General features: G+C 45.2%; 16 protein-coding genes and 1 pseudogene. 9 read left to right on the top strand and 8 right to left on the bottom strand.

What is annotated here, in order from left to right; genetic code table 11:
• Window positions 1-307: 307 nt before the first annotated feature.
• Entirely contained in the window at window positions 308-790 is a 483-nt protein-coding gene (locus V5G28_RS14040; protein WP_332988748.1) for a hypothetical protein, read from the top strand.
• A gap of 52 nt (window positions 791-842) precedes the next feature.
• Here the strand turns inward: V5G28_RS14040 and V5G28_RS14035 are convergent, their stop codons facing one another.
• Both V5G28_RS14035 and V5G28_RS14030 read right to left on the bottom strand, forming a co-directional pair.
• Complete coding sequence (locus V5G28_RS14035; protein ID WP_096570958.1) at window positions 843-1,142, bottom strand: TMEM165/GDT1 family protein; 300 nt, start codon at window positions 1,140-1,142, stop codon at window positions 843-845.
• 17 nt (window positions 1,143-1,159) lie between these two features.
• Window positions 1,160-1,585: a TMEM165/GDT1 family protein gene (locus V5G28_RS14030; RefSeq protein ID WP_332988742.1), complete on the bottom strand. Its 426-nt coding sequence runs from the start codon at window positions 1,583-1,585 to the stop codon at window positions 1,160-1,162.
• Window positions 1,586-2,250: 665 nt separating this feature from the next.
• Here V5G28_RS14030 and V5G28_RS14025 point away from each other — a divergent pair.
• From V5G28_RS14025 to V5G28_RS14015, 3 genes and pseudogenes are all read left to right on the top strand, one after another.
• The gene (locus tag V5G28_RS14025; protein WP_332988740.1) at window positions 2,251-2,415 is read left to right on the top strand and encodes a hypothetical protein; all 165 of its coding nucleotides are present in this window, start codon (window positions 2,251-2,253) and stop codon (window positions 2,413-2,415) included.
• A 51-nt stretch (window positions 2,416-2,466) separates the two neighbouring features.
• The gene (locus tag V5G28_RS14020) at window positions 2,467-3,273 is read left to right on the top strand and encodes a phytanoyl-CoA dioxygenase family protein (protein WP_332988738.1); all 807 of its coding nucleotides are present in this window, start codon (window positions 2,467-2,469) and stop codon (window positions 3,271-3,273) included.
• Window positions 3,274-3,483: 210 nt separating this feature from the next.
• Window positions 3,484-3,627 (top strand): annotated as a pseudogene (locus V5G28_RS14015) (transposase); the annotation flags it as partial.
• A gap of 82 nt (window positions 3,628-3,709) precedes the next feature.
• Here V5G28_RS14015 and V5G28_RS14010 read toward each other — a convergent pair.
• Together V5G28_RS14010 and V5G28_RS14005 are read right to left on the bottom strand one after the other, a co-directional pair.
• Window positions 3,710-4,672, bottom strand: a complete 963-nt coding sequence (locus tag V5G28_RS14010; protein ID WP_332988736.1) for a DMT family transporter — start codon at window positions 4,670-4,672, stop codon at window positions 3,710-3,712.
• 240 nt (window positions 4,673-4,912) lie between these two features.
• Window positions 4,913-7,360, bottom strand: coding sequence for an FAD-dependent oxidoreductase (locus V5G28_RS14005; protein WP_332988733.1), 2,448 nt, complete (start codon window positions 7,358-7,360; stop codon window positions 4,913-4,915).
• A gap of 881 nt (window positions 7,361-8,241) precedes the next feature.
• On the opposite strand from V5G28_RS14005, the gene V5G28_RS14000 reads away from it, so the two are divergent.
• A complete protein-coding gene (locus tag V5G28_RS14000; RefSeq protein WP_332988731.1) occupies window positions 8,242-9,501 on the top strand; it encodes an RNA-guided endonuclease InsQ/TnpB family protein in 1,260 nt (419 codons plus the stop codon).
• 96 nt (window positions 9,502-9,597) lie between these two features.
• Window positions 9,598-10,671, top strand: a complete 1,074-nt coding sequence (locus V5G28_RS13995; RefSeq protein WP_332988729.1) for a glycoside hydrolase family 43 protein — start codon at window positions 9,598-9,600, stop codon at window positions 10,669-10,671.
• Window positions 10,672-10,917: 246 nt separating this feature from the next.
• On the opposite strand, the gene V5G28_RS13990 is transcribed toward V5G28_RS13995, so the two are convergent.
• Genes V5G28_RS13990 through V5G28_RS13980 form a run of 3 tightly spaced genes read right to left on the bottom strand, consistent with a single transcriptional unit; the run spans window position 10,918 to window position 13,363 of the window.
• The gene (locus V5G28_RS13990) at window positions 10,918-12,336 is read right to left on the bottom strand and encodes a pyridoxal phosphate-dependent decarboxylase family protein (protein ID WP_332988728.1); all 1,419 of its coding nucleotides are present in this window, start codon (window positions 12,334-12,336) and stop codon (window positions 10,918-10,920) included.
• A 17-nt stretch (window positions 12,337-12,353) separates the two neighbouring features.
• Window positions 12,354-13,076: a M48 family metallopeptidase gene (locus V5G28_RS13985; RefSeq protein ID WP_332988726.1), complete on the bottom strand. Its 723-nt coding sequence runs from the start codon at window positions 13,074-13,076 to the stop codon at window positions 12,354-12,356.
• 8 nt (window positions 13,077-13,084) lie between these two features.
• Window positions 13,085-13,363: a hypothetical protein gene (locus tag V5G28_RS13980; protein WP_332988724.1), complete on the bottom strand. Its 279-nt coding sequence runs from the start codon at window positions 13,361-13,363 to the stop codon at window positions 13,085-13,087.
• 519 nt (window positions 13,364-13,882) lie between these two features.
• Between V5G28_RS13980 and V5G28_RS13975 the strand changes: the two genes are divergently transcribed.
• The 3 genes from V5G28_RS13975 to V5G28_RS13965 all read left to right on the top strand — a co-directional run bounded on the left by V5G28_RS13975 (window position 13,883) and on the right by V5G28_RS13965 (window position 17,094).
• Window positions 13,883-15,094, top strand: coding sequence for a sensor histidine kinase (locus V5G28_RS13975; protein ID WP_332988721.1), 1,212 nt, complete (start codon window positions 13,883-13,885; stop codon window positions 15,092-15,094).
• 26 nt (window positions 15,095-15,120) lie between these two features.
• A complete protein-coding gene (locus tag V5G28_RS13970; protein ID WP_332988718.1) occupies window positions 15,121-15,810 on the top strand; it encodes a response regulator transcription factor in 690 nt (229 codons plus the stop codon).
• A 132-nt stretch (window positions 15,811-15,942) separates the two neighbouring features.
• Window positions 15,943-17,094, top strand: coding sequence for an alanine--glyoxylate aminotransferase family protein (locus V5G28_RS13965; protein ID WP_332988716.1), 1,152 nt, complete (start codon window positions 15,943-15,945; stop codon window positions 17,092-17,094).
• A gap of 212 nt (window positions 17,095-17,306) precedes the next feature.
• On the opposite strand, the gene V5G28_RS13960 is transcribed toward V5G28_RS13965, so the two are convergent.
• Window positions 17,307-20,063: an AAA family ATPase gene (locus V5G28_RS13960; RefSeq protein WP_332988713.1), complete on the bottom strand. Its 2,757-nt coding sequence runs from the start codon at window positions 20,061-20,063 to the stop codon at window positions 17,307-17,309.
• Window positions 20,064-20,134 lie beyond the last annotated feature (71 nt).

The raw sequence follows: 20,134 nt of genomic DNA, 5'->3' as shown, positions 1-20,134 counted from the left end.
AACATCTTGCCAGTACCCAGTACTCAGTAAAGAGTCCCACAGCGGCGGTTCTCCCCAACCAATACGCGAATCTGGTTGAGGACTCCGAGGCGCGACTTGTAAATCTTCTACGTCTTTATTCAACTAATGTTTTATTATTCTTAACATTATTTAATTTCATTCATTATTTGAGCGTAATCAGGCAACAAATACTGAAATAGCTTTACGAAATAGCAACATATTTGTAAAAGATAATTGATATTTGTTGTCAGAGTGCTTTAGTTAAGTTAGAAGTGAGAAGTATAAAGATACGCAATTATTCAAAATTATGAATGCTGTTTCTAGTGTTGAACTCAAGCGACCCATTTGGCAAAGTATTGCCTTGTTAACTTTAGGCTTTTGGCTCAGTGCCAGCCTCTTGTTAGACTGGGTAATTATGCCTAGTTTATATGTTTCTGGCATGATGACTCAAGCGAGTTTTGCTTCAGCCGGCTATGTGATTTTTTGGAATTTTAATCGGCTCGAATTATTGTCTGCTGGTTTGGTATTAACTAGCGTGTTAGCTATGTGCAACAGCCAATCTAAGTGGCGTCGCAGTGCAATTATTTTATCTATGCTATTGCTCGCTATAGCTTTGGTTGATACTTACCTGTTAACTCCGCAAATGTCTGCAATCGGGCTTGAACTGAACCTCTTTCAGACAATTGAAACTCCAGCAACTATGGATGTACTGCATGGTGGTTACTGGATTTTGGAAGCAGTAAAACTATTGGCAGGCGGCACACTTTTGGGCTGGTGCTGGCGACGTTAAATCACTACATGAGGAATGATGAATGATACAAAGCTTCAGAATGCATGATTCATCATTCATCAGCTTCCGGCGAAGCTTCCTCATTGTTAAAAAATAGTAGGCGTACCGCGAGTATGGCAAATCCTACGGCGGCGATCGCTTTCAACAGCCTTGTAGGTAATAACTCTGCCACTGCTCCCCCAGCTAATGCTCCTAACAAGCTCGTCAACAGCAGTGCGCCAGCTGCCCCAAAAAACACCGCACGCGGAGATTGAGAACGACCTGAAAGGGCGATCGCCGCTAACTGACTTTTATCACCCAATTCCGACAAAAAAACTGTAATAAAGCTTAATCCTAAAAGATGCCAGTCCATAGTTAATAAATCCAAATTCAAAATTGTGCCACATCCCAAAAAAGCATCAGGGAAATCAGCAACAACATTATTCCTGCTGCTTTTTCTACGATTTTCGGAGAGAACCTGGTAGCCATCCAACTTCCCAACACCACACCGAGTAGACTAGTCGTGACGAGCGCTGCTGCAGATCCAAAAAACACCACCCACGGAGATTGTGATTCCGCACTCATTAACAAGGTGGATAGCTGTGTCTTGTCACCAATTTCTGCCAAAAAGATGGTCAAGAACGTAGTGGCGAAAATGACTCTTGGGGTTTGCGGCTTCTGAGGTTTGTCAGAAATCAAAGGTGACGACACTTCAACTAAGGCGGTTGTAGAATTGCAATCTACTTCATCTTTTAAATCTAGCTGGCTTTCAGTCTCAGATGTGGAAAAGTTCAAAGGCTTGGCGTCAAGTTTCACAGGTAGTATTTTTTTCGCTAAATTGTTTTCATATTTTTCTCATTTTCTCAATATTTTTGACAAATGGCAAGCCAGGGTTTACGAAAGCTTGTTATTATCGCCCTTCTCCTGTCGGAGACGCTACGCGTATGCCTAGCGGCACGCTTTGCGCTTACGGGCAAGGCAGAGGGCAGGAGGGAAGAACTTTTTTGATGTAAGCCTTCGCTGCCTTCTGCCCTCGCGGTGCGGCACGGCGTAGCCTGCCCTGCGGACAGGCTACGCCAACACAATGCATTTTCTACTCGTTGCATAAGTCAAAAACCCGAAGGAAGCCGCGCTTTGTAGGAGTGCGAGTTCTGGACCCATGTGATGCCTGCTCATTAAGATAGCTGCTGTTAGGAATGCATCTACTAAAAGGAATAGTTACAATTGTATAGCCCACCACTTTTTGCTCAAACAATCAAGAATTACTTTTAGTAGCGGGTATTGGACGAGCGAAAAACTGTAGAGCAAAGCCGCCTTTAAGTATTGAAACTGCAGCTGGAAGATATAGCCGTCGCCAAAGGTGTTAGGACAAGTCGGCTGTAGACGGCTGCAACAGCATGATTTGTGGATTGAAAAGTTGTCCTAAGCTTCGTGTCGGTTGCTATAACTAGAGACAATTCAACTATTAAAAGGCGCGCGGGATGGTGTCAAAGATTGATTTGCTTCCTCTTACAAAGGAAGTCGAACGATTCCACGGAACAATTTCTTTGTTCCAAGTTCAATCGATTCAGCGATCGCAGCATTTAGAGGAGATTGTGCAAGTAAATCTTATTATCAACAAGCAATTTGTAAAGTTCTACTGTTGAGAGTCCGGTTCAAATTCGACTCTCTTATCATGAATTAGAGAGGATAGAAAAATGGTTCAAAGTATAGGTTCAACTAACTATACGGCTACTGACTTAGACCGATTCGCACAAGAGCTAAATCGAGACGGCATTTGTGTGATTCGCGCTCTTTTTGACAGAAAACTGGTTTCAGAATGGGCACAAGCTTTTGAAAAGTTATTTCGAGAGCGCCAAAATCAACCAGGTGGGCTGGCTCCTCGTGAACTTGCCCGCTACTATTTGACGTTGCCTTGGGTTCCCCCATTCGCCAATGCGGAAGTTTTCGCCAATCCCACAATCTTGGGTGTCCTAGATCGCGTGTTCGCTCAGGAATACCTGATGGTTCAGTTAGGGGCTGATATCCCGGTGCAAGGCTCAGATTATCAAGAAACCCACCGGGATTTTCGCCCTCTGTTCTCGGATCAAATAGTAACGCCACTCTATGCCCTAGCGGTCAACTTTCCACTGGTTGAAGTAACGCCAGAGAATGGACCATTCCAGATGGCACGTGGCACGCACGTCTTACCGCGTGATGAAGCCCTCTTTAAGATTGCAACGGGCGAAATTCCCATGGAATCTTTTTATATGCAACCAGGTGACGTGATTATCCGAACACCCCTCGCGCTGCACCGAGGTTCACCAAATAAGACTTGCCAGGCGAGACCAATGGTAGTCATGGGCTACGTTATGCATTGGTTGCACACGGCGAAAGTGGATTTGACTCTCCAGCGAGACTATTATGAGACCCTGCCAGAGAAGATAAAGCAGTTGCTGCGGTGTCAGGTGGTGGAGCAGTTGCCAAAGGAAAAAGTTGAAACTTACGTAAATTTCAAGTACTAAAAAGACAGTGTGCTAAAAAAGCACTGCAAAAAAAGCTAAGTGCCTTGAAAACCTTGCATCATTACATCGCCATTTGTCATTAGTTATTTGTTGAAAGTAAGTATAAATGATTAATGACAAATGACGACTTTGATGAGGAAACGTATAACTTATATAACAACCCCACGACTCTCGAATGAACCACGTCGTGGTCCGTTTAGCCGTGAAATGTATCGTCAACGCAACGTTGTTGAAGGTGCTATCAAGCGACTCAAACAATTTCGCCGCATCGCTACCCGATATGAAAAGCTTGCAGCAAACTATACAACTATGATTACGTTAAGCGTTCGCGTAGCGTGCGCCTTTGGCGCTTAGCTCTGCCGTAGGCAATCACCTCCATTCTTTTGTGCTTGTAGTTTGAAAACACGCCCTAGCCCTTCGACCCTACTCTCAATGCCTACTCGAGATAGGGCTCATCATCTGCTAGCTTTTCTGAACCTTTACTGAGCTTTGCCAGGTATATACCAGTTAAAACCAAGAAAAAAGCTACCCAATTGAGAGGAGTCAAATTCTCCGCAAAAATAATCCAGGCAAATAAAGCTGTTAGCAAAGGTTCAAGGAGCATTAAAAGAGTGACAAAACCTGAAGAAAATCGCTTAAGATTATGAATGAGCAATCCCTGTCCTATGACTTGACACAGAACTGCTAGACAGATAACGGCGAGCCAAATCTGCCAAGAAGTTGGAAATAGTTGGCTTTCAGTAGTTAATGTAAGTAAGCAAGTAAAGCATCCAGAGAATAAGCAGGGCCATAGTAGTATAGTAGTCGCCGAAAATTTGGAACGAAGCTGCTCTCGAACCAGATAATTGAGAGCATAGAAAACAGCAGATAGCAGAGCTAAGGAATCACCAACAAGCGAATTTACCGCTTCCTGGAAATCTCCAAAAGCGATGGTAGCTGCTCCAATTATTGCCAACACCATTCCCAATAAAAACTTATAATCAAACCCTTGACGAAAAAATAGCCATCCACCTAATGTTGCAAAGATAGGGGTTAGATTATGGAGCAAATTAGAATTGGCAACACTGGTTTGAGTCAATGACAAAGCCCAAAGAAAAATAGCAGCAGTTCCTAAGATTGATGATAAAAGGAAAATCGCCCAATCTTTTAACTTAATTAACTCATTAGGTTTAGATGAATTACCAATTCCATATTGAATTCCCTCCCATAGAAACAAAACAACGGTAGCTATGTAATAGCGATTAAAACTAGTTGCTGCTGGACCAAGCTCATTTTCACTAAGCCGAGTAAAAATTGCTGCAAATGATAAAATAAAAACCCCTAACAACAATGAAAAAAAAGCAGGTGAGAATGAATTGTCTTTAGTGCTGTTCAGTGACAGCTCATGTTGGTTAACCATTACTTTCTTAGATCGTCTTCCTTTTTTAGTAAAAAATTATACTCATCGCTAAACGTCATTGAGTAGAGATATTTTTTATCGCCTATTGACTTATACTCAGTATAATACTTAGTATAAAGCGTAATTGAGTAGAAGGGTGGATTAAGTTCAAGCCCTAGCAGATTGAGCCAAATGTTTGAATGAAAGGCTTATTCAATCTGCCAGGGCAGTGTCAAAGTAACCCTCGACTGAATATATTGGTTATGCTGTCACTGTTGCAAAAAGAGCTTCAGCCTTCTCTAAAAAATCGTTCTTAGTCTTATAGAAACTGGTAGAATTGGCTACCTCATAATCCCGTTGAAGGGTTGAAAAGTCATGATGGCTTAAAAGAATGGCAATGGCAACATCCCTCATACTTTGTGATGCTTTGAGTCTCTCTCCCAGGTAAATCTGCCAAGAAACTTCCACATCGCTTTCAAGAATTGGCTTCTCAATTGCTGTAACAACGCCGTCCTGTTTTGGATGAATCGAGTAAGCACTGTACTTCCACTCATTCCTATCCTTGAGAATGATGTCAGGAGAATCACCAATCTGTAATTGGAGATGTAATTCGTTTAGACGTACTCCTTGATATGTGTAAAACATTTTCGATACAAGCCCTCCAGGGGTGCGTGCAGCTACTTCCATCAGAATTGGTTCTTCGCTACCTTCTTGCAGGAAGAAATCAATATTGAGTACACCATTTTTGGGATAACCGTGTTCTAAACTTTGCAACGTATCACTTGAAAATTGTCGAAGTTTGTGAAATTCTGGCTCTTCCTCTCTAACAACAATATTGCCGATTGGATGACCATAAAGGAACTCATCATTAGGTCGATAGTGCTTGCAAGCAGCAAAATAACAAGGTTGACCATTTTTCATGACAACACTTGTATTGTATAGTTGACCTCTAATGAATTCATTGAATTCAAATTCTTCATCTGAATCTACATTGCTGTCACACCAGCCTTTCAATTCATCAATAGTGTGAATTCTTTTGGTTTTTTCACTTCCTGCTCCAGTCACTGGTTTAACAAAGATGTCATTACCCAGTTCTTGTACAACAAACTTTAAGTATGAAACTGGCTCTTTGCGGTATTGGTTTTGGTCAAAAATCAGATGCTTTGGCACACGAATGAGGGAATTTTTGAGGGCAGATTTGAGGTAATTCTTATCCGTAAACTGGCGTATCATCATTGGGCGATCGCCAGCCAAATTTAGAGCTTCACGCAACTGTGCAGCTAACAGTACCGAATACTCATCATTGGTGACAATCCGGCAATTGTCATCCAATAGTCCATAATCCGCCTTAATCTGTTGATAGGTATGGAGCAGATTTTGCAAGTTGTAAGGTTCTACAATCTGCACAAGATCCAAGTGCTGATACTGGGAGGGTACAACCTTACTGAGTCCTCGCCTGCTACAGAGTAAAACCAGATTTCTATTGCCTGATTGGATATGCCTAAAATCAGTTTTGCTGGGGAGCATATCATGCAGCACAAAGATAGTCTTCTTGTTGGTATCTATCTTATGATTGAAAAAGGCAGATGGGTTTACCTCCTCGCGGATCATTTCTTGTACCAACTGTACAATCTCCTGTGAACATCCCCATGACAGGGTTACTCCTGCTCCTCCATGTCCATAGTTGTAAAATATCCGCGTGTTCGGAACCCTTTCGACACAAACATTTTCCTCGGTGAATGGTCGTAAACCAGTCCTAACAGGCTCCTTCTCATCGAGTGGAAGTTGTCTTAATTCCTGTAGAAATTGCAAACAACCATCATACATCTGTCGGATCATTGGAACCTCAAGAGATAGGTCTGTACTCCATTGATCCTGCTGTGCCAATCCTCCCAAGACTACCAAATCATCCCCTCTAGGAACGATGAAAATGATGTCTTGCTCATCTGAAGAAGATTCTTCGTGGGAAATACAATGAGCGTCTGTCACTACACCTGCCTGATTCTTAACTCTGACAAGTGCGCCCCTCAAGGGATACATAGAAGTATCTCCTGTAGTTGCTATCGAACCTAGTCCAGCACAGTTAACAATTGCCCTTGCATTGAAACGACGAAGCAGTTCTTGTTCATTTTGAACCACATTGACAGTGATTTTTTCCTGGATAATCTGACATCCAATATCCTGTACGTATTGAAGCAACCACTTCATATAGACATCGGTATTTGCCATCGGAGCCATGTGCTTAAAAGCATCTTTTATGCCTCCTTGGAAACTCAAATCAATTGTTTCTGGGACGATCTGTAAGCCTCTTTCAAAGCCATCAACCTTATCCTTCAACTCATTCATCTTGCGAAGGTCAGCAGGTCGATTTTCCAAAACATCCTTGAAATAGAAATACACATCCCTCAAATAAACCCCTGTTTCCTGTGAACCAAACTCTGCGTGTATTTCCTTGAATTTATTGTAAGCTGTCATGCACCACTGTTTAGAACGTTCCAGGGATCTAGGAGTCCCATGACGACCACAAACTGCTGGTGGCCATTCCCACAATGCACCCGCCACAACCGAGGTTAAATCAGGGGCAAAACGATCTGCAACAATGACAACACTAAAACCGGCCTCTCTGAGGCATATAGCGGTTGTTAGACCACTTACTCCTGCCCCAATCACTAAAATCTTCATATCATTGTCTTGCGATAGCTTGCTCATAAATTAAATTTAGTTCCCTGGATATTTTTTGCAGTACAAGATCAATGGATTAACTAGGCCATAAATGATATTCGGGCATTTTGAGGTTGGCGTAGTGTCAATCAACTCTTTCGCCGCGTGACACTTGCTACAGGCATCCCACATTTGCGGTTTCATCTTCTAGCGCTAAACCATCTTCCCCCGTACCCCTACCGTGACCGTTAAAATGAACAACTTGCGGTTCAAAATCTAATCGGGCTTGAGACACATCTCGCACCTTGTGGAAGCAATGGAAAGCCCCGCAAGTAAGCGTAATCTACAAGCAGAGGTAATTTAACACGAACGACAGAAGGGATAAAAGGACAGTTAAGACAGTTAAGACAGTTAAGGAATATTTAATAAAATATTTAGATTTCGAGAACGCAAATTCTCTACACCCATTAGCCGCTAAGGCCTTACTATCACGGGTTTTGGATTTAACATAATTTTGAACTATGCTGAATCCCCGACCAGCACAACTATGGCTAATCTTTTTCCCACAGCTTGACAAAGTCTGTGATCTCAACTCTCTTATGCCGATTATTGTGGTACTGCCTTAAGCCGTGCTTGTTGTTATGGTCATCAACGGTTGTTTAATGCGTTTTAACCCAATCACCTATCGCTTGCCTGTTACACCCTGAAACTTCACTTAGACTAGTCGTGCCAATATACCAGCGGTCATTATTGCTTGGTGCGTTGTTGTTATCTTTTCGTGGGGGTCTGGGGAGCTATAAGACCCGCACTGTACCCATAGGGTCAGCGTCGGGATACATGGACTCCCCCAGGTAACTTAGAGGGTTCGATGCCCCTTAAATTAACATTTAAAGGTTGCTTCTTAGCCAGTAAACTACTATAATACTGGGATGCTAACCATCACACACCGATATCGAATCTATCCGGATACCTCTCAAGATCAACAACTCATTGAGTGGATGGACATCTGTCGCAGCGCTTACAACCATGCATTGCGAGAGATAAAAGATTGGTGCGATGGTCGCAAGTGTTTGATAGATAGATGCTCCATAGAAAAAGAGTACATCCTCTCTCAGCCACTGAAGTTTCCGGGCGAAATTCAGCAGCTTAACAACTTGCCAAAAGCCAAGAAGGAATTCCCTAGATTGAGCGAAGTTCCTTCTCAGGTTCTCCAGCAAGCTATTAAGCAGTTGCACGTTGCCTGGAAATACTTTCAGGAGAGAGGATTTGGATTTCCTCGGTTTAAGAAGTTTGGGCAATTCAAGTCGTTGGTGTTTCCCCAGTTTAAGGAGAATCCAGTAACTAACCTTCATATTAAACTGCCCAAAATTGGAGCAATCCCTGTTAACTTGCACCGACCCATTCCCACAGGGTTTGTGGTTAAGCAGGTACGGATCTTGAGGAAAGCTGACAAGTGGTATGCATTTATCTCTCTTCAATGTGATGTTAGTGTTCCTGACCCCATTCCTCACGGACACCCCATCGGAGTGGACGTGGGGCTGGAAAAATTTCTTGCAACCAGTGATGGTGTACTGGTAAAGCCGCCGAAGTTTTTTAAAGAACTGCAAGGCAAGCTGAAATTGCTGCAACGCAGGCTCTCTAAGAAGAAGAAGCGGTCGAAAAATTATGAGAAACAACGTCTTAAAGTTGCCCGACTTCATCACCAAATTGACAACACCCGGAAGGACTTTCACTATAAACAAGCTCATGCACTTTGTGATACTGGCGATATGGTCTTCATGGAAGACTTGGATTATCGCACCAGTGCCAAAGGAATGTTTGGAAAGCATATGCTCGACGCAGCGTTCGGTCAATTTAGAAGTATCGTCAAGTACGTCTGCTGGAAGCGTGGAAAGTTCTTCTCAGAAGTCGATGCAAGAGGGACTTCTCAAGAGTGTTCCGAATGTGGTGGTTCAGTCAAAAAAGACCTGAGCGTTAGAGTTCATCACTGTCCTCATTGTGGATATAAAACAGACAGAGATGTGGCAGCAGGTCAAAACATTAGAAATCGAGGAATCAAACTCATTAGTACCGTTGGACAGACGGGAAAGGAAACTGCCTGTGCAGACGAACTACCGGGGGCTGGGGTAACTCAGTCTAGGCAAGTGTCGAAATCCCGTAAGGGAGCAACCAGGAAGCCGAGGAAGTAATTCTTTGGAAGCCAGCGCTGTACCCGTAGGGTCAGCGTCTGGAGATGTCACTCGATAGCACCGTCTTGTTGCAGTTGCACTTCTTAGGGAACTACGATGTCTCAGATTGAGCCAACACCGGAAGCCGTTACACAGACACGCACCTACACCAATCCAGTCTACGAAGGTTATTTCGCCGATCCCTTTGTCTGGGAGTACCAGGGCGTATACTATGCGATTGGAACTGGTGCGGCGGAGGCTCAAGGACAGGTAGACGAAATCGCTGAGGCGTCAGGTGTTGACTCCACTAACAAACTGCGTGTTTTTCCTCTGTTACGCTCCCTCGACTTTCTAAATTGGCATTTTGTTGGTAACGCACTGACGCGACCAGATCCTGCCCTGGGCGATAACTTTTGGGCACCCGAAGTTGCTTACTGCGATGGCAAGTTCTACCTTTACTACTCAGTAGGGCACGAGGACAAGAATCATCAGCTGCGCGTTGCAAAGAGCGATACTCCTAATGGTCCCTATGAGGATGTTGGAGAGCCGCTAGTAGATCCTAAGTCTTGTTCCTTTGCTATTGACCCGCACCCATTCCGCGATGATGATGGGCAGTGGTATCTGTTCTACGCCCGTGATTTTCTAGACACTGAGGGCGGTGTGCGTGCTGGTACTGCACTCTTTGTAGACCAACTCGAAAGCATGACGAAGCTCAAGGGCGTTGGGAAAGTCGTCTTGCGTGCGCGTTCCGATTGGCAGCGGTTTTTAGCCAATCGTTTGATGTATGGTGAAATTTTTGATTGGCATACTTTGGAAGGTCCTTGTGTCCGCAAACATGGAGGTCAATACTACTGCTTTTATAGCGGTGGGCGCTGGGAGACAGAAAACTATGGTGTGGATTATGGAGTTGCTAATAGTGTGATGGGACCTTACTCTGATGCGGGCAACGAAACGGGACCACGGGTGCTGAGGTCCGTTCCTGGTCGTGTTTTAGGACCTGGACATAACTCCATCGTTCTTGGTCCGGACGGTCAGACTGAATACATAGTCTACCATGCCTGGGGAATAAAGATGGCTGCGCGGCAAATGTGCCTAGATAAGCTCATGTGGACGCCAGATGGACCGTGTTGCAATGGTCCTACTTGGACGCCGCAGACCATCACGAAGACAATAAGAATAAGTACCAGCTAGAACTCACTAACAAACTTGCCGCCCGTGTTGGTAAAAGGCGGAAATCTCAATAATAACCAAGTAGAAAGGCGCAAATAAACAGAAGTATGTAACGAAAAGTAAACTTAGCTAAAACCCTCTTCCCTTCAGCATAGCTGCCCTCTGCCTTCTGCCTTCTTGCACTAGCACTCTTTGTTTGGATTTGAGGATGAAGAGGACATAAGACAAGCGTTTTCGGTCTAAATTTCCGCGCAATGCTCTTGAGAATTATACAGAAAACGCAGAGACTGTTTGTGAAAGCGATTTCCAAGCAATTTCTATGTCTGCTTCTTGTGTTCGCCAGTTCGCTATAGCTGCTCTCATTGCTGGAGTGCCATTATAAACTGTTGGCGTCAGGAAAACCTCACCTTTATCTGTTAATTTAGCAAGGAACTTTTGAATGTTATCTAATGAAAGGTTATATTTCTGCTCTGATAAGGTAAAACAAACAACATTAAGGCTCACAGGTGCCAATAACCTAAAGTGACTTGAATTATTTATCCTTTGCCCCATTATCTGAGCTAGTTCACAATTTCGTTCAACAATCTCTCGATAACCCTCGGCACCATATGCCATTATGCTGAACCATGCAGGTAAAGCCCGTAATCTGCGGGAGTTCTCTGGTGTGAGGTCAATGAAATCAGGTGAGGAAGTGGGTATTCCAAGGTAGGATGCACTATTTTGAAAAACTTCGATTTGAAGTTCCCGATGTCGCGTAAATTGCATTGCACAATCATAAGGAACATTTAGCCATTTGTGAGCATCAATTGCAATTGAATCAGCCGCGTCTATACCTTTAGTAAAATGTTCGTATTTTGGTGAGCAAGCAGCAAAACCTCCAAATGCTGCATCGACATGAAACCAAAAATTGAACTCTTCTTTAAGCTGTGCTATAGTTGCTAAATCATCAAAATCAACAGTATTGACTGTCCCTGCGTTAGCGACAACAATGCATGGGGTATTTTGTTGGGTAGCCAAGGATTTTTTGAGTGAGTTGATATCAATAGCTTCTCTATCTGGTAAACTCTGAACAATCTGTAAGTGACTCTTGCCCATTCCAAGCATGGAAAGAGCCTTAAAAATGCAAGAGTGCGGCGTTGCACTTAAAATCTTTATGGCAGGTAAAGCATACAAACCATCTTGCGCTATATTCACACCAAGTTGCCGCGCAATCCATTGTCTAGCAATAGCCAATCCTACAAAATTGGACATCGTTGCACCGGATACAAATGTTCCAGTATGAGCCTCTGATAATTTAAAAAGCTGTTGAAGAAAAGAAATCGTTTCTCTTTCAATGTAACCAGCACAAGAATCATCAGCTCTAATTGCGTTTTGGTCAAAAACACTCACAAGCCAATCCCCTGCAACTGAGGCTGGAGTCGCTCCACCTGTGACAAAACCAAAATATCGAGAACCACTGCTACCAGTGATACCCGCAAGGTACTTTTGCTTAAAAATCTCTAGGGCTTTGTTTGCTCCAATTCCTTTTAAAGGAAGCGCGGCAACTTCAGAATGAGGAGGTAACATTTCAACAGGACGTGCGTCTATGCCCTGCAAGAAGTTTGAGGCTTCATTGAGTACCTCATTGAGTATTTCTTTGAAGTTATATTTGTCTATCTCTAGATTTTTATTCATTTTAGTAACCATAGATGTTGTTACTCCAGTTACGACGGCAGCAAGCCAGCTTCCCAAGATTCTAGACTAGCTTTGCGCTCTCTCCAGTCAGGCATCACACACCAGAGTGTTTCCCAAAAGGCATCCCCGTGATGACGGTGTAATAAGTGGACAACTTCATGAGCAACAACGTATTCCAGAACTGATAAAGGTGCATGGATTAAATGCCAATTAATGGGGATGATTGCGTCTTTTGAGTAGGTTGCCCAAACTCGTTTCTGCTCAGAAAGCTTGATATCTGGTGACTTGACACCTAACTTACGCGCATAGACTCGGGCGTTGTACTGGATATCCTGCCCAGCGCGATCGCGTTTCCAAGCAATAAACGCCTGCTCAATAGCGTCCTGTTTTTCATCTGGTGTCAAATGGCGTGGCACTTGGATGTAGAAGCGGCTTTTGCAAGTAATAATAACTCGTTCTACATCGGCTTCCTCTACCTGTAACATTAAGCGACGACCTCGGTATACAACCTTTGCCGCACTGACGTAGTGTTGGGGGGTGCTAGGTGGATGCTTGGGGTGGCAATCTGCAATGGCATTAAAGAGCCAGCGGCGTTTGGTTTCAACGAAGGCGGTGATTTCCTCAAAAGGGGTATCGGCTGGAGCAACGACTTCTACAGCTTCCGGGGTAACGATGATGCGCTGGCGTTTGGTGCGGTTACTGTAGCGCACGGTGTAAGGAATGCTGGTTTGACCAATTTGCAGGACAGGCATAAGCTTGTCTAAGGAACTACAGAGCTTACATTTGTTTCAAGTAATTCCTTGGCTTGTTCTGAAAGTGATTTGTTTTCACCTTCAACTGCCCAGAAATCAGGACCAGGAAAAGCTCCAGACCCTACTGAAACGTTATTTTTTTCGCAAATCATTTTACAAAGAGCACTCAATGAATAACTCAACTCATCCAACTCCCACTTAAATTTTTGGGCAGTTTTTTGAAATGTGGCGAGTTTCGCCTTTTCCTCTATATCCTTATAGTCTAATTCAGGTTTGGGCGAACGCATGAGATAAACTCGCGTTCCTTCTTAGAGAATAAGTAGGTGCAGGTAAATAAACTAAAAATGACTGTATGATGATATAGCGATTTCATCAAAGAGTGTGCTAATAACTAGCGAGTTTGCAGATAATGATAATAATTAAAAGATGCACACGGCAGTTGCGATCGCCAATGACAACATATGACAATAAAATCTTGTTCAAAGCCTAAGCTGAAAAGGTTTTCAGGAGGGGGAGTGAGCGTCAACCCCTTCGCTTAATTCAAAATTCAAAATTCATCTCTGTACGGCAATGAAGACCCCACGGATAAATCCGGGGGCTTGAATAATTAGCTTGTGCATTTTTTCTTCTCCATGACTGAAGTTGGGGGCTTGTATCCTTTTGTTTTTCGGTCAGCCCTGATAGCAAATTTTAATTAGGACTTTAGTCCTACTGTGTTGCTGCAAAAATGGGAATAACGACCCTAGCAGCAAAAAACGCTTTGCTATAAAAATTTATCAAATGCTTAATTCATACCATTTGCCGCCGTGAATCGCCTGATTCAACTCCAATCTCACCCGTTTCGCTTACTGCTCTATCTAGAGTGGATTCTCTTGGGGATTAGCCTACTTCTGCCGCCACACCCGGTACAGATGCTCCAAGTCTTGCCCCAACACCGACTGCTATCTATTTTGAGCATTGTCTGCTTCGGTGTGATGGGTTTATGGTTACCAACGCTCAATCTGTTCTCAAAAGTGCTTTATACGGGGTTGGGGTTTGGATTGATTTTGTTGGCAAGTGTCATCGGTGGTAAAGGAATCGATTTTCCACCACCACTGCTGTTGATTTTAGTCATTCGTAGTTGCTTAGTCTTTAATTTAACCGGACGCTTGCTGGTAGTAGGTTTGGCATTCATATCCTTTGTTTTCACCTTGTTCATTCCGCTGATGTCATCACAATTACCCCCAAATAGTCTACAAAAACTAGGTGTAGATGTTTGGACACTAGTGTCAAATATAACTTTAATGTTTGGCTTGGTGCTGGTATTTGTGTTGTTGTTGGTAAATGCTTTGCTATCAGAACGGCAAAGTCGGGAGAAATTAGCACTTGCTCATCGACAGCTTAGTGAATACGCTCTCCGTATTGAAGACCAAGCAACACTACAGGAACGCAACCGCATTGCCCGTGAAATCCACGATTCTTTGGGACACTCGCTTACGGCTCAAAGTATCCAACTAGAAAATGCTTTACTGTTTTTGTCATCAAATCTTGACAAGGCAAAAACTTTTTTGCTAGAAGCTAAACAACTTGGGAGCAGTGCTTTAAAAGAGGTGCGACAATCTGTAGCAACACTGCGTTGTGACCCGTTGCAAGGAAAATCTCTGGAGTCTGCACTTAGGCTGTTACTTGCAAATTTTGAGCGTCAAAGTGGCATTATCCCAGACTGTACACTCAACTTATCCCGACCATTATCTGCTGAAGTTAGCACGACAATTTACCGGATTGTTCAGGAAGCCTTAACAAATATTTCTAAGCATAGCGCCGCCACTTACGTCAAAATTGACTTAGAAATAATTGCTGAGTCCCTGTATTTGCAACTTTATGACAATGGTAAAGGGTTTAATCCATACCAAAACACTACAGGTTTTGGCATTCAAGGAATGCGAGAACGAACGTTGGCGTTAGCAGGTCATTTTCGCATTTTTACTGCACCAGGAGGCGGTTGCCGAATTCTTGCAGTCTTTCCATATCAAGGTTAGTGCAATAATATGATTTCTCTGTTCCTATGATTCGCCTGTTATTGGTAGACGACCAAATCATTATTCGCCAAGGCTTGAAAAGCTTGTTGGAGTCAAAACCTGACTTTGAGATTGTGGGCGAGGCAGAAAATGGTAAAAGTGCGATTTCTATTCTGGAACGCTTGGCGATCGCCCAAGTAGAAGCCCCAAAACCAGATGTGGTCTTAATGGATGTCCGTATGCCGATAATGGATGGTGTAGCAGCAACTGAGGTCATTTCTCAGCAATTTCCAGATGTGAAAGTGTTGGTGTTGACCACTTTTGATGACGATGAGTATATCTCACAAGCAATGCGATTTGGAGCGAGGGGTTATTTGTTAAAAGATACACCTTTAGAACCATTGGCAAGTGCTATCCGGTCTGTTCATCAAGGGTACACTCACCTAGGATCAGGGTTATTTGAGAAAGTATTGTCTCCTTTACTACACTCTACAACGCCCAAACCTGTAAATTTCCCACCTGAGTTTGCTGAACTCACCCCCAGAGAAAAAGAAGTTTTGCGTTTAATTGCCACTGGTGCTAACAATCGAGAAATTGCCAAGTCTCTTTACATTGCTGAGAGAACGGTGAAAAATCACGTCACGAGTATTTTGAGCAGGTTAAATCTACGCGATCGCACTCAAGCTGCAATTTTTGCCAATTCCTTTGTGTCGTTGTTGGATGATTCTCTAAAGTAAAACAAATCAGGCAAAAGTTCACGCAAAGATATTACTTGTTTGTCCCAAAAAGGTAATCTACAATTTAACCAAATACTGCATGATTAAGACGTATCATATATGCGTTAATAATTATCTACCGTAAAAAAGATAATGACGCAAACACTTTCCATTGATAGCAACGAGCGGTTGCAACTTTCACCCCTTACAGTACCATCTCGCCTGCTGTTGGGACCAGGACCCTCGAATGCTCATCCCGCAGTTCTACAGGCGATGAATACTCCTCCAGTTGGGCATCTCGATCCAGCTTTTCTGGTATTAATGGATGAGATTCAGTCACTGCTGCGCTACGTGTGGCAGACGAAAAACCAGTGGACGATCGCAGTCAGCGGTACAGGTTCAGCAGCAATGGAAGGGGCGATCGCCAATGTCACAGAACCAGGAGATGTGGTTTTGGTTGGTGTCGCTGGATACTTTGGCAATCGCCTTGTTGACATGGCTTCTCGATATGGTGCCGATGTCCGAACCATCACAAAACCTTGGGGACAAGTCTTTTCGCTGGATGAACTGCGAACTGCCCTAGAAACACATCGTCCGGCTATCCTGGCTTTAGTGCATGCAGAAACCTCCACAGGCGCACGTCAACCATTGGAAGGAGTCGGTGACTTGTGTCGTGAATTCGGCACTTTGCTGTTGGTAGATACGGTAACGAGTTTAGGTGGAGCCCCCTTTCTTTTAGATGCGTGGGGAGTTGATATCGCTTATAGCTGTAGCCAAAAAGGATTAGGTTGTCCCCCTGGTGCTTCGCCATTGACGTTGGGTTCTCGTGCGGTTGAGAAATTGCAGCGGCGTTCAACTAAAGTGGCTAACTGGTATTTAGACATGACATTGTTGAGCAAGTATTGGGGCGAAGAACGCACCTATCACCATACAGCACCCATTAACCTGTATTATGCACTGCGGGAAGCACTGCGTTTGCTTGCCCAAGAGGGAATAGAAAACTCCTGGCAACGCCATCAAAAGAATGTAGAGTATCTTTGGCAGAGGTTAGAGGACTTGGGACTGTCTTTGCACGTCGAGAAACAGTTCCGCTTACCAACTCTTACCACAGTCCGCATTCCAGAAGGCGTAGATGGTAAGGCAGTTGCACGGCAGTTGCTTAATGAACATAATATCGAGGTTGGGGGTGGTCTTGGCGAACTAGCAGGTCAGGTTTGGCGCATCGGACTCATGGGCTTCAACAGTCGCAAAGAAAGCGTTGACCGACTTTTAGAAGCACTGCAACAGGTTTTGCATAAGGGGTAGTTGCTGATATTTTGAACCGCAGAGGCGCAGAGGAGGACATCCGTGAGAGGTTTCTTTGCGTCTTTGCATGAGGTAAAATCCAATACGGTTCAGATAAGATGGTTTGCAGCGCCTCATAACCTATGTAGATATGTAGAGACGTAGCATGCTACGTCTCTACACGCATGGAATTGTCATAAATAACCCTTAACTGAACGGTATTGAGGTAAAATCTACTGAGCAAACCATCGCCGAATTAACTCCACTTGAAATCGGTAGCCCTCACCAACTTCTTCAATCAACTCGCGTTGTAACAGCAGTTCAAAAGCGCTTTCCGATACATCACCAAGTTGTTCCAACATAGTAGTTCTACTGACTACTGCCCCTTCCCCTTGTTTTGCCAAGAAGCGCAGGATAGCTAACCCAGGGGCGTCTACTTGGTTATTTTGAATATCTGCAAAGAAGAATTGACCACTGCTTAAAGCTTCTGGAACCGCTGCTTCCACGTCAGCTAAAGTTGCCAGTCGCCGAACAGAGGGGTCTTGCTCATTCTTGAGGGCAACAATTTCACTACAAAGCAGTTGTACCAGGAAAGGGTGACAGTGGGTGAGCTGCAGCACTCGCTTCACTGCGTCTGGTTGATAACGCAAGGTAAAATCTTTGACAGGGCGCTCAATGAGTTGACGGGCTTCGTCTTCTTTCAGGTAGCTGATATGCACCACTTGCACATTAATCAAGTAGCTAGCCCAGCGCTGATATTCCTCTATGGTATGGGAACCAGCCAGCAGCACCTTGAAACGGGGACGATGTTGTATCAGGTGACGCAGCATTCCCAAAACGTCCTGCTCATCAAAGCGTCCTTTGTCTATGGCGCTATCAAGTACCTCGAATTCGTCTAATGCTAGCAATGCTGTGTTTTGTTCCAGCGCCTGTTCTACCTTATCTAGCCATTCCTCAAAGCAGGTGAAGGGGTCAGTTACTAGCGCCTCGCGTGTCAAGGGTGGCAGGGTCAAACCTCTTTGCCCCTTGGCTGAGTTCACCATGCCTTTGGCAATGTTGTAGAGAAAACCTGCATGGTTACTAGCTGATGCGGGTGCCCCTTGCAAGTCCACAAACATCGGGATGATGGTATTAGGTAGCAGGCGTCCCAGGTTATTGAGCAGGGAGGTTTTGCCCATACGCCGCTGACCGTAGAGTAGCAAGGGAGGGCGGCGTCGGTCTAGGAGTAATTGCTCGATACGCGTGCCAATGTCATTGCGTCCGATGAAAATTTCTTGCTGTTGTGTGAGAGGTACACCGATGATGTATGGAGAGTTAATCTCTTGGCGGAGTTCGGCTGCTTTAGCCAGTTCCTCTACATGGTTGGTGATTATCTGACGCCAATGAATGGGGATGGGGTAGAAGCGGACGGCGTATTTGTTGCTGCTGCGGGTCAAGTCTTGCAAGTGTGCATCCAAACTGTCTACAACTGCCCTGAGTGCTAGGCGCTGGTTGTAAGCGCTTTCCTGGTTCAAAGCAGCCTCCACATCCTCGCTAATGCGACTGAAGATTTGTAGCAGAGCGCTAGCTGGACCTTGTAGTTCGCCAATTACCAGACTGCAGTGAACATTGCAGATAGCTTTTACATCAGCACAGCGTTCTAACCTGCGTGCATCCAGTTCAATTTGTGCAGCTTGAGCCGCCCAGCGCTGGCGACTGGTAATCAGGTAATCAATGGCAGCTTTTCCCTCAGCTGGGTTACGTTCTGCTACTAGAAGAATGTGCTTGTCTAAGCTATGCAGAGGTAGGCGCTGCCACTCATCCCAAAAAGCAGAATGCCAACGCAATAGACTAGGTTGAGTGGCTGCAGATTCTTTGTCAAGTAGATACAGTAAGATGTTTCCTACTACCAGGAAGGGGTAGAGTACCACAGGTCGCCAGAAGTTTATGGTTACTCCTACCCCCGACACCAAACCCAAAGTCACACCCGATACTACGCCCGACAGCACGCCTGATACCACGCCCAACGCCATGCCCAACACCACGCCCAACACCATACCTGACGCTACGCCCAACATCAAGCTGACGGACACCACGGTTCCCGACACCACACCCGACACCACGCCCCCAGCTACGCCCCAAACCACTCCTCCAGCTACGCCCCAACCCACACCCCATAGTACGCCTGATGCTACCTGCCAAGTCACACCCGATACCACGCCCCACTCCCAGCCTGACACCACGCCTAACGCTACGCCCCACACTATGCCCAATGCTATATTCCACTCGACGCCCCACTCCATACACAGCATACTCAACGCCATGCCCGACGCTACGCCCAACGCTACGCCCAACGCTACGCCCAACGCTACGCCCAACGCTACGCCCAACGCTACGCACACAACGCCCAACGCTACGCCCCACAGTAGGCCCCACGCCACGCTCCACTCCAAGCCCCACTTTACTTCCCACTCGTCCCACTCCCAAGCCCACGGCAGGAAGAAGACCACGCCCAATACCACGCCCGACGCTACGCCCAACACCACGACCCACACTGCGCCCGACGCTACGCCCGACGCTACGCCCGACGCTACGCCCGACGCTACGCCCGACGCCACACCCAATACCACGCCCCACGCCACACCCAACACCATGCCCAACACCATGCTCAATACCACACCCAACACCACGCCCCACGCCACCCGAACAGCAATGTTTTCTGCGGACGCACCTAATACCCATAGAACCAAGCCAAGGGTTAAATTAGCAAGGAGAGGCAAGACTAAGTGCCCTTGTATCAGCAGCCGCCGCACACCGGGTTTTTGCGATCGCAACGGGCTTGCTCTGTCAGAGTCGGGGTCTAGGGCGGGGTCAATGCGGATTAGGTGGTTGCGCCAAGCTGAGGGACGAAAGGTAAGCCAGAAGAGCAGTTGCAGGCTACCCAGTATCAAGTTACGGTGCTGTTCAGGTGCATCGGTGTAGGCGTTGCGTGGAATATTTGCTGAAGTCATGTCGGTTTGTGATTTTTTTCGGGTTCCTCAGCGGAGTATCCGTAGGGACACAGCACTGCTGTGCCCGTACA

Source organism: Scytonema sp. PRP1 (assembly GCF_036697665.2).
GTDB lineage: Bacteria > Cyanobacteriota > Cyanobacteriia > Cyanobacteriales > Nostocaceae > Kalymmatonema > Kalymmatonema gypsitolerans.
The sequence above is the reverse complement of the archived record's forward strand: the minus strand, read 5'-3'. Positions and strand labels throughout refer to the sequence as shown.